At 71.3% G+C, this 10,680-nt stretch carries 8 protein-coding genes; 4 read left to right on the top strand and 4 right to left on the bottom strand.

Annotated features, from left to right (window positions below; genetic code table 11):
• Positions 1 to 22 precede the first annotated feature (22 nt).
• Together EYA84_RS17950 and EYA84_RS17945 are read right to left on the bottom strand one after the other, a co-directional pair.
• On the bottom strand, positions 23 to 1,294 hold the full coding sequence (locus EYA84_RS17950) for a hypothetical protein (protein ID WP_131054216.1): 1,272 nt from the start codon (positions 1,292 to 1,294) through the stop codon (positions 23 to 25).
• Positions 1,295 to 1,314: 20 nt separating this feature from the next.
• Positions 1,315 to 2,508: a glycosyltransferase family 4 protein gene (locus EYA84_RS17945; RefSeq protein ID WP_161594995.1), complete on the bottom strand. Its 1,194-nt coding sequence runs from the start codon at positions 2,506 to 2,508 to the stop codon at positions 1,315 to 1,317.
• A gap of 329 nt (positions 2,509 to 2,837) precedes the next feature.
• Between EYA84_RS17945 and EYA84_RS17940 the strand changes: the two genes are divergently transcribed.
• Together EYA84_RS17940 and EYA84_RS17935 are read left to right on the top strand one after the other, a co-directional pair.
• On the top strand, positions 2,838 to 3,764 hold the full coding sequence (locus EYA84_RS17940) for an NAD(+)/NADH kinase (protein ID WP_131054214.1): 927 nt from the start codon (positions 2,838 to 2,840) through the stop codon (positions 3,762 to 3,764).
• A gap of 203 nt (positions 3,765 to 3,967) precedes the next feature.
• On the top strand, positions 3,968 to 5,827 hold the full coding sequence (locus EYA84_RS17935; RefSeq protein WP_131054213.1) for a polysaccharide biosynthesis protein: 1,860 nt from the start codon (positions 3,968 to 3,970) through the stop codon (positions 5,825 to 5,827).
• 61 nt (positions 5,828 to 5,888) lie between these two features.
• On the opposite strand, the gene pgm is transcribed toward EYA84_RS17935, so the two are convergent.
• Positions 5,889 to 7,532, bottom strand: a complete 1,644-nt coding sequence (gene pgm / locus EYA84_RS17930) for a phosphoglucomutase (alpha-D-glucose-1,6-bisphosphate-dependent) (RefSeq protein WP_131054212.1) — start codon at positions 7,530 to 7,532, stop codon at positions 5,889 to 5,891.
• 52 nt (positions 7,533 to 7,584) lie between these two features.
• A complete protein-coding gene (gene glgC / locus EYA84_RS17925) occupies positions 7,585 to 8,817 on the bottom strand; it encodes a glucose-1-phosphate adenylyltransferase (protein WP_131054211.1) in 1,233 nt (410 codons plus the stop codon).
• Positions 8,818 to 8,888: 71 nt separating this feature from the next.
• Between glgC and glgA the strand changes: the two genes are divergently transcribed.
• Together glgA and EYA84_RS17915 are read left to right on the top strand one after the other, a co-directional pair.
• Positions 8,889 to 10,091, top strand: a complete 1,203-nt coding sequence (gene glgA / locus EYA84_RS17920; protein ID WP_131054210.1) for a glycogen synthase — start codon at positions 8,889 to 8,891, stop codon at positions 10,089 to 10,091.
• A gap of 167 nt (positions 10,092 to 10,258) precedes the next feature.
• The coding region (locus tag EYA84_RS17915; RefSeq protein ID WP_131054209.1) for a maltotransferase domain-containing protein at positions 10,259 to 10,680 on the top strand (422 nt) is incomplete at its 3' end.

The raw sequence follows: 10,680 nt of genomic DNA, 5'->3' as shown, positions 1-10,680 counted from the left end.
GGCCGCGACGCCGCGCGGGTCGTCACGTCGGGAGCCGGGTACGCGGCGTTCGCGCCGACGTCGGCGTCCGGTCCCGGGTCAGCCGCAGGAGCAGCAGCACCGGCAGCGCGGCGACGGAGAACTGGACGAACGAGATCATCGACTCCGGATAGACCTTCGACCACATCAGTGGACTGGCCACCACGAAACCGAAGAGCGCGAGACGGATCGGTCCGGGTGGGCCACCGGCCCGCAGCAGCAGGACCCCGACGAGCGCCCAACCGGTGTAGAACACCACCACACCCCACGGACCGTCGAGGAAGTAGATCGTGCCGAGCGCGAGGAAGGTGTACGCGGACGTCGACGTCCCACCGAGATACTCGTTGATCCGCGCGCCGGTCGACAGGGCCGGCCGGTCCGGGTCGAGTGCCCGAGGCAGCAGTCCGTACCGCACGATCTCGGACGGGCCGGGACGCTCGATGTCGACCGGCACGTCGTACTCGCTCGCGCGGGTCACCTGCAGGTCGAACCGGAGCCGGTCGGCGGAGGTGACCTCCTCGTCGACCGCCACGCCACCGTCGGTCCGGATCTCGTTGCGGGCGGCGTACATCGTCGGCCAGATCAGGAACAGCGCGACGACAGCGATCACCACGAAACGGGTGTGCAGCAACCCGCAGAGCGCCGCCAGCGCCACCACGAAGGTCAGGTAGCCCATCAGGGGAGCGGTCAACGCGGTGGTCACCGCCACCACCACCTGGGTGCCGATGAGACAGGTCGCCCAGCGCAGGCAGGCCAGGCGACCAGCCTGTCCGGCGAGCAGGCTCGCGACCAGCAGGGCGAAGGCGAGGTACCGCCAGCCCATGAACAGGGAGCTGAGCATGGCCGCCGGGGACGAAGCCACCTCACCGGTGAGTTGGCTGAAGATCGTGCCACGACCGGCCCAGACGCCGACGAGGTCGGCGGAGACACTGCCCAGCGTCACCGCCCGGGCGATCGTGAACAGGCGGGGGTGACCGGCACTGGCCCGGTTCAGGCCGCGTTGCCACTCGCCGCGCCGGCCCACCCGCCGCAGGAAGGCCAGTTCGACGAGCAGGCACCCCGGCAATGCCAGGGCCAGCAGCATGACGATGAAGCCGAGGTCCGGATTGCCGTTGAGCACCGCCATCGGGACGACGAGCACGGCGTACGGGGCCACCACCATCGTGCTCACCGGGAAGAGTTGCAGGAGCCAGTTCAGCCGGGGCAGCTTGCGGCGACGGCCGCGCAGGGGCCTCGTCGGGTCCGTCGCCGGAGTCGGGCGTCGGTCCTCGGCCACGCGGTACGACGTCGAGCAGGTCACCGGTCAGCCGTCCGGTCGGCCAGCAGGCGATCGTAGGTGTCGGTGAACCGGCGCAGGGCGGTCCGGCGGGAGAAGAGTCGCTCGCAGCGACGACGTGCGGACTCCGCCATCGCCGGACCGGAGGTGTCCAGGATGTCCAGCAGCCGGGCCGCGACGGCGTCGCTCACCTCGTCAGCGGGTTCGAGGGGCACCAACCAGCCGGTCCGGCCGTCGGCGACGCACTCGCGCGCGCCGTGGGTGGCCGTGATCACCGTCGGCAGACCACACGCCATCGCCTCCACGGCGGAGAGGCCGAGGCCCTCCTCGTAGGAGGTCTGGAGGAAGACGGACGCGCCCTGGTACAACGCCACGAGTTCGTCGGCGGGGACGTCGGCCCGTACCTGGACCCGATCACCCAGTCCGGTCCCCGCGACGAGCGCCGCGACGCCCGGGGTGAGGCGCCCCCTGCCGGCGAGGACGAGCGGTGGCAGGTCCGGCCGACGTCGTAGGGCCTCGGCATAGGCCCGGACCATCCGGTCGAGCCCCTTGCGGGGATCGCCGAGCCGGCAGACCGAGAGCAGGTATCCGTCGGCACGCCAGCCGGACGGCGACGGGGTGAACCGGGCGGTGTCCACGCCGGGGGGCGCGAGCAGCACGTTCGGCAGTCCGAGCGACTCCACCCAGTCGAAGATCACCTGGTTCTCCACCAGGACCGCGTCCGCCGCGCCGAGCGCCGACCGCTCGATCCGGGAGGTGAGCCGGGTCATCGCCGCGCGCCAGAGGTCCGCCGGACGCCAGGGCCGCAGTGGACGGTGTGCCCGTTCCCACGCGACGAGCGTCGCCATCTGCACCACGACCGGCGGACCGGCGGCGAGCACCGGAGCAGCCCAGGCGGGCGTGCCGCAGACGACCTGGATGCAGTCGTATCTGGACAACGCGGCGGTCAGCTCCGACCGGGGCCGGTACCGCATGGCCTCCACCTCGACCGCGTTGGCACCCCAGTACCGCTCGTGCGGCACCGTGTCGCATCGACGCAGCAGGCTGGCGCGCCGCCAGGACCGGGGTGCCAGCAACCGCCGGCTGGCGGTGTCCCGGACGGACGTCGCCAGGTCGTGCACGTCCACGGTGTACCGGCCGGAGGCGGTCAACCCCTCGTACAGCCAGTCGACCACCGAGCCCACCCCGCCGTTGCGGTGCAGTCCGTGCGTCACCAGGGCGACCCGTCGGCGCGGCGGCACGACGGGACGGCGTCCGTTCGCACCATGACCCGCCGGTTGCCGACCGGGCGGTGGAAACGTCGCCTCTCGAACGCGAACCTGGCCCGGCTCACCACTCATACGTCGGCCTCCGCGATATTCGTTCGGGGTCGAGACGGAATAGCCAAAATAGCATCGTGGTCGACGAATGCCAGACAAGCGACACCGCGAGGCGAATTCGCGAATAGTCGTCACATCGCGCTCGGCAGAACTCGACATACGCAATTGACGGACGTGGGCCGGTAGGCCCGGTGCGGTCGACCGGACTGTGGTGAGCTGAGCACATGGACGGAATCCGGCTCGGGCTGGTGCTCCATCCCACCCGGGACACCTCGCCCGTGGTGGACACCATCGCGGCCTGGGCCGTCCGGCACGACGCCACCCTGGCCGTACGCGTCGAGGACCGGCACCGGGTCCCCGACTCGGTCCAGGCGATGCCGGCGGCGGACCTCGTCGCCCGCTCCGACGTGCTGATCAGCATCGGCGGGGACGGCACCATGCTGGGCGCGCTCCGGATGGCCGTGAACGACCCCAAGCCGGTGCTCGGCGTGCACCTGGGCAAGGTCGGGTTCCTGGTCGAGGTGGAGCCGCCGGAGGTGCCGGCGGCACTGGACCGGCTGCTGACCCGGGACTACACCGTGGCGGGGCACAGTTGCCTGGCCTGCGACGTGTGCGGCGACGACGTGGTCGCGTTCAACGACATCGCGCTGATCCGCGCGCCCGGCCAGGGTTTCGTCACCGCCACCCTGGCCGTCGACGGGCGCCGCTACGGCTACTACCGCTGCGACGCGGTGGTGGTCAGCACGCCGGCCGGGTCGACGGCCTACAGCTATGCGGCGGGCGGGCCGTTGATCTCCCCGGCCACCCGGGCGGTGGTGGTGACCCCGAGCGCGCCGATGTCCGGCATCTCCCGTGCCGTGGTGCTCTCCCCCGACGAGAACGTGCGGCTGGAGCTGCGGCCCGGCTCCGGGCCGGTGGCGGTGGAGGTCGACGGGCTGCTGATCCGCGAGAGGTCGACCTCCGGCGCGGTCGACATCCGCTACCGGCACGACGCGGGCCTGGTGGTACGCCTCGACCCCGGTCGCTTCCAGGAGCGCAGCCAGCTCAAGCTGAGCCTGCTGGACCTGCCGCTGCTGCCCGAGCAACTGCGGGAGCTACTCCCCGAGGAACTGCGTCACCGCCTCGACCGCCGGCTACCACCTCCGGAGTGAATTCGACGCCTCCGCATCAGGAGAATGTTTCCCGTTTCCCCGCACGCGACAATTTTTCGCGCTTCCGGAAATGAACGACCGGACAGATAAACGTGAAACAGGGAATCGCACGACCTTAATTCGACTAAGCAGTTAGGGGACGTACGTGGCCCCTGACCTGATGTGGGTCTCCACCGGCCACGGACAGGACAGGGGAGATCGTCATGCCACCCGAGATAACGCCGACGCCCCAGGACCGGACCAGAGTGAACCGACGCCGTACCGCCGTCTTCCTCGCCGCCGACGCCCTCGCCTGGGTCGGCGGCTTCACGGTGGCCGGCTGGGCCCGGTACGGACAGGTACTCACCGCCGACCATGCCGCCGACGTGATGCTGCTCGGTGCCGCCACCGCCGTGCTGCACGTCGGCATCAGCGCGCTACGGCGGATCTACTCCGGCCGGCAGCCGCTGGGCACCATCGAGGAGGTCCGCGGGCTCGCCGGCACGACCGCCACCACGTCGGCAGTGGTACTGCTCGCCCTGCTCGCCGTCGGCGACCGCCCGATTCCGGCCAGCATCCCGGTTGTCGGCGGCGCGCTGGCACTGCTGTTCATGCTCTGCTCCCGCCTGCTGCACCGGCATCGCCGGGACCGGGCGATGCGACCGGACGCCCGCTCGGCCACGCCGGTGCTCCTCTTCGGCCTCGGCGAGGCCGGTCAGGGGCTGGTCCGGGCCATGCTCGGCGACCCGAAGGGACGCTACCTGCCGGTCGGCGCGTTGGACGACGACCCGGAGCGGCGTGACCTGCGCATCGCCGGCGTCCCGGTGCTGGGCGGCCGGCAGCATCTCGCCGACGCGGTCCGCCGCACCGGCGCGACCACGCTGATCTTCTCGGTGGCGAACGCCGACGCCACGCTGATCCGGGAGATCCGGGAGATCACCCTCCGGACCGGCGCCGCTTTCAAGATCATTCCGCCGGTCCGGGAACTGGTGGACCACCGGATCAGGGTCAGCGACGTCCGCGACGTGCAGATCAGTGACCTGCTCGGCCGCCGCCAGGTGGTCGGCGACCTGACGCTCGACGACAACGGCCTGGCCGGCAGGCGGGTACTGGTCACCGGCGCCGGAGGCTCGATCGGCGCGGAACTCTGCCGACAGATCATGCGTGCCAACCCGGGCGAGCTGATGATGCTCGACCGGGACGAGTCCGCGCTGCACAGCCTCCAGATGTCCCTCACCGGACGGGCGTTGCTCGACGGCCCCGAACTCATCCTCGCCGACCTCCGCGACGACGAGGGGATCCGGCGGATCATGCGGGACCGCCGCCCCGAGATCGTCTTCCACGCCGCCGCGCTGAAGCACCTGACCCTGCTGGAACGGCACCCCGGCGAGGCGATCAAGACCAACGTCTGGGGCACGCTCACCGTCCTGGACGCCTGCCGGGACGTCGCCCGCTTCGTCAACATCTCCACCGACAAGGCCGCCAACCCGATCAGCGTGCTCGGCTACTCCAAGCGCCTCACCGAGATGCTCACCGCCCACGCGGCGGCGACCCACCCGGGCACCTTCCTCAGCGTCCGGTTCGGCAACGTGCTCAGCAGCCGAGGCTCCGTGGTGACCGCCTTCCAGCGGCAGATCGAGGCGGGACAGCCGTTGACCGTCACGCACCCCGACGTGACGCGGTACCTGATGACCGTGCAGGAGGCGGTGCACCTGGTCCTCCAGGCGGCCAGCATCGGACGCGACGGAGAGGCGCTGGTGCTCGACATGGGCGAGCCGGTCCGCATCGACGACCTGGCACGCCGCATGGTCGCCCAGGCGGCCAGCCCGGTGCAGGTCGTCTACACCGGACTGCGCCCCGGCGAGAAGCTGCACGAGGACCTGCTGGGCCACGGCGAGACCGACCACCGGCCGCTGCACCCGCTGATCTCGCACGTGACGGTGCCGGCCCTCGACCCACTTGAGGTCAGTGCCCTCGACCCGTTCGGCGACCCGGGTCTGATCGTCGACCAACTCGCCGCGCTCTGCGGCGTCCTGCCGGGTACGGCCCGCGAGCGCCAGCCGGGCATCCCGCTGGCCCGCTGACGCGCCACCACCGTGCCGTCACCCACACCGGGTGACGGCACGCGGCGTACCCGCGGGGCCCTCAGGCGCCGGACAGCACCTCGGTGACCAGTTCCTGCGCCTCCTGCTGGACGCGGGCCAGGTGCTCGGGCCCCTGGAACGACTCGGCGTAGATCTTGTAGACATCCTCGGTGCCCGACGGGCGGGCGGCGAACCAACCCGAGGCGGTCGTCACCTTGAGCCCGCCGATCGGCGCACCGTTGCCGGGTGCCGAGGTGAGCGTGGCGGTGATCGGCTCACCGGCCAGCTCGGTGGCGCGTACCTGCTCCGGGGAGAGCTTGCCGAGCACGGCTTTCTGCTCCCGGGTGGCCGGCGCGTCGATCCGGGCGTACGCGGGCGCACCGAACCGGTCGGCCAACTCGGCCCAGTGCTCGCTGGGCGTCCGGCCGGTGGTCGCGATGATCTCGGCGGCGAGCAGGCAGAGCAGGAGGCCGTCCTTGTCGGTGGTCCACGTACCGCCGTCGCGACGCAGGAACGAGGCGCCCGCGCTCTCCTCGCCACCGAAGCCCACCACGCCGTCGAGCAGCCCGGGCACGAACCACTTGAAGCCGACCGGCACCTCCAGCAGTGGACGCCCGAGGTCGGCGGCGACCCGGTCGATCATCGAGGAGGAGACCAGCGTCTTGCCGACGGCGGCGTCCGGACCCCACTGCTCCCGGGTACGGAACAGGTGGGCGATCGCCACCGCCAGGTAGTGGTTCGGGTTCATCAGTCCGGCGTCCGGCGTGACGATGCCGTGCCGGTCGGCGTCCGCGTCGTTGCCGGTGGCCACCTGGTAGTCGGCGCGCATCGCGATCAGCGAGGCCATCGCGTTCGGCGACGAGCAGTCCATCCGGATCTTGCCGTCGCCGTCCAGCGTCATGAACCGCCACGTCGGGTCCACGGTCGGGTTGACCACGGTCAACTCCAACCGGTGCCGCTGGGCGATCTCGCCCCAGTAGTCGACACTCGCCCCGCCGAGCGGGTCGGCACCGATCCGCACCCCGGCGTCGCGGATCGCGTCCAGGTCGATCACCGCCGGCAGGTCGTCCACGTACGCGCCGAGGTAGTCGTACGTGCCGGTGGTGTCGACGGCGCGGGCCCGCGCGTACGGGATGCGCCGCACCTCCTTGAGCCCGGCGGCGAGGATCGCGTTCGCGCGGTCCTGGATCCACCGGGTGACGTCGGAGTCCGCCGGACCGCCGTGGGTCGGGTTGTACTTGAACCCGCCGTCGTCCGGCGGATTGTGCGACGGGGTGATCACGATGCCGTCGGCGAGCCCGCTGGTGCGACCCCGGTTGTGGGTCAGGATGGCGTGCGAGACCGCCGGGGTCGGGGTGTAGCCGTCCCGGCTGTCCAGCAGCACGGTGACCTCGTTGGCGGCGAGCACCTCCAGGGCGTCCACGGTCGCCGGGGTGGAGAGCGCGTGGGTGTCCCGGCCCAGGAACAGCGGCCCGTCGACGCCCTGCTCCCGCCGGTAGTCACAGAGCGCCTGGGTGACCGCCAGGATGTGGTCGGAGTTGAACGCGTTGCGCAGGCTCGACCCACGGTGCCCCGAGGTGCCGAAGGAGACCTGCTGCGCCGGGTCGGCCGGGTCGGGATGCTCGGCGTAGTAGGCCGTCACCAGCCGCGGTACGTCGACCAGGTCGGCGGGTTGTGCTGGCTGACCGGCGCGCGGGTGACTCACGGTGCCTGCCTTTCGTTCGCGACTGCGGGGCTCGCAAGCTCACTCCTCGCGCTCACGGCTCCACCTTCTGTCCTTTGCCGATGACCACGATCCCGTTGTCCGAGACGGTGTACCGCTGCCGGTCCCGTTCCAGGTCCACGCCGATCTCCGCGCCCTCGGGCACGTAGACGTTCTTGTCGAGGATGGCCCGGCGCACCACCGCGTGCCGGCCGACCTCGACGCCCTCCATCAGCACCGCGCCGTCCACGTGTGCCCAGGAGTGCACCTTGACCTTCGGCGCGACGATCGAGTTCTCCACCAGCGAGCCGGAGATCACCGCGCCGGGCGACACCATCGAGGCGACCGCGCGACCGACCCGCTCACCCCACTGGTGCACGAACTTGGCCGGCGGGTACGGCGGCTGGTCGGTGTAGATCGGCCAGTCGAAGTTGTAGAGGTTGAACACCGGGTGGACGTTGATCAGGTCCATGTGGGCGTCGTAGAAGGAGTCGAGCGTCCCCACGTCGCGCCAGTAGCCCCGGTCCCGGTCGGTGCTGCCCGGCACCTCGTTGTCGCGGAAGTCGTAGACGTTTGCCTCGCCGCGCTCCACCAGCATCGGGATGATGCTGCCGCCCATGTCGTGCTTGCTGGTCTTGTCCTCGGCGTCGCGCTCCACCGCCTCGATCAGCGTGCGGGTGGTGAAGACGTAGTTGCCCATCGAGGCGTAGATCTCGTCGGGGGCGTCCGGCAGCCCGATCGCGTCGGTGGGCTTCTCCCGGAACGCCCGGATCCGCCGACCGTCCTCGCCGACCTCGATGACGCCGAACTGGTCGGCGGTGTGCAGCGGCTGCCGGATGCCGGCCACCGTCACCCCGGCACCGGAGGCGATGTGGTCCTCCACCATCTGCCGGGGGTCCATCCGGTAGATGTGGTCGGCACCGAAGACGATCACGTAGTCGGGCTGCTCGTCGTAGATCAGGTTGAAGCTCTGATAGATCGCGTCGGCGGAACCGGCGAACCACCAGGGGCCCCGACGCTGCTGCGCGGGCACCGGCGTCACGTAGTTGCCGAGCAGCGTCGACATCCGCCAGGTCTTGGTGATGTGCCGGTCGAGGGAATGGGACTTGTACTGGGTCAGCACGACGATCTTCAGATAGCCGGCGTTGGCCAGGTTGGAGAGGACGAAGTCGACCATGCGGTACATCCCGCCGAACGGGACGGCCGGCTTGGCCCGGTCCGTGGTCAGCGGCATCAGGCGCTTGCCCTCTCCGCCGGCCAGGACGATCGCGAGCACCTTGGCAGCCATGACCAGACGCTATCCATCCCCGTGCCGCTTCACCACTCGTACGGGCACACTTCTGCACTAGGGTGCCGGGCATGACCGACTCCGCCCACCTTCGCGTCGACCTGCTCACCCGCGAGTACCCGCCCGAGGTGTACGGCGGCGCCGGGGTCCACGTCGAGTACCTGGCCCGGGAACTGCGCCGGATCGCCGAGGTCCGGGTGCACTGCTTCGGCGCGCCGCGCACCGAGCCGGGAGTCCGGGCGTACGCGGACCCGCCGGCCCTGGCCGGGACGAACGCCGCGCTGCGGACCATGGGCGTGGACCTGGAGATGGCCGCCGGGTGTGCCGGCGCGGACGTGGTGCACAGCCACACCTGGTACGCCAACCTGGCCGGACACACCGCGAAGCTGTTGTACGGGGTGCCGCACGTGGTGACCGCGCACAGCCTGGAGCCGCTGCGACCGTGGAAGGCCGACCAGCTCGGCGGCGGCTACGCGCTCTCCTCCTGGTGCGAGCGCACCGCCTACGAGGCGGCCGACGCGGTCGTGGCGGTCAGCGCCGGCATGCGCAGGGACGTGCTGGCCGCGTACCCGTCGGTGGACCCGGACCGGGTCAAGGTGATCTACAACGGCATCGACACCGCGCAGTACGCCCCCGACCCCGGCACCGACGTGCTGGCGCGACTCGGCATCGACCCCGCGCTGCCCAGCGTGGTCTACGTCGGGCGGATCACCCACCAGAAGGGCCTGCCGCACCTGCTGCGCGCCGCCCGCGAACTGCCGCCGGAGACGCAGCTCGTGCTGCTGGCCGGCGCGCCGGACACTCCGGAGATCGCCGCCGAGGTGGAGGGCCTGGTCGCCGAGCTGCGGTCCGGCCGCTCCGGGGTGGTCTGGGTGGCCGAGATGCTGCCCAAGTCCGAGGTGATCCAGGTGCTCACCCACGCCACCATCTTCGTCTGCCCGTCCGTGTACGAGCCGATGGGCATCGTCAACCTGGAGGCGATGGCCTGCGAGACCGCCGTCGTCGCCACCGCCACCGGCGGCATCCCCGAGGTGGTCGCCGACGGCGAGACCGGCCTGCTGGTCCCGATCGAGCAGGCCACCGACGGATCGGGCCGCCCGCTGGACCCGGCCCGCTTCGAGGCCGACCTTGCGGACCGGCTGAACACCTTGCTCGCCGCCCCGGAGCAGGCCGCCGCACTCGGGCGGGCCGGCCGACGGCGCGCGGTGGAGCACTTCTCGTGGGACGCGATCGCCCGCCAGACGCTGGACCTGTACAGCTCGCTGTCGGTGTAAGGAAGGGCACCCTACTAACGCCTCGTGCATAGCAGGGGTCCCCTGCTAACACAGCTCACCCCGCATCCGCCGCCCCACCCGTGCACGGCAGGGTGGCGGCGGGGCAAGTGGGGCACGGTACGGCGGTCGAACGAGCGCGAGCCGATCTCGCACAGTAGGTTGAGGCGGTGAGCGGACGGTTCCCGATCGAAGACGTCTCCCCCGTCGTCTCCTGCGGTCGCTACCCGGCCCGAGCGGTCGTCGGCGAGGTGCTGCCGGTGTCGGCAGTCGCCTACCGCGAGGGGCACGACGCGCTCGGCTGCAACGTGGTCTGGCTGGGCCCGGACGGGCTGGCGCGACCGTTCACCCGGATGAGACCGGGTGAGCCGGGCCGGGACCGGTGGCACGCCACGATCGTCCCGGACGCCGTCGGCGAGTGGATGTTCACCGTCGAGGCGTTCAGCGACCCGTACCTGACCTGGCACAACGCGGTGACCAAGAAGATCGCCGCGGGCCAGGGGCCGACCGAGCTGGCCAACGACCTGGCCGAGGGCGTACGCGTGCTGCGGGCCGCCGCCGACCTGGTCCCGGCCGCCGAGCGGGCGGGCCT

The organism is Verrucosispora sp. SN26_14.1 (assembly GCF_004307965.1).
In the GTDB taxonomy this organism is placed as follows: domain Bacteria; phylum Actinomycetota; class Actinomycetes; order Mycobacteriales; family Micromonosporaceae; genus Micromonospora.
This window is presented reverse-complemented; position numbering and strand designations above follow the sequence as displayed.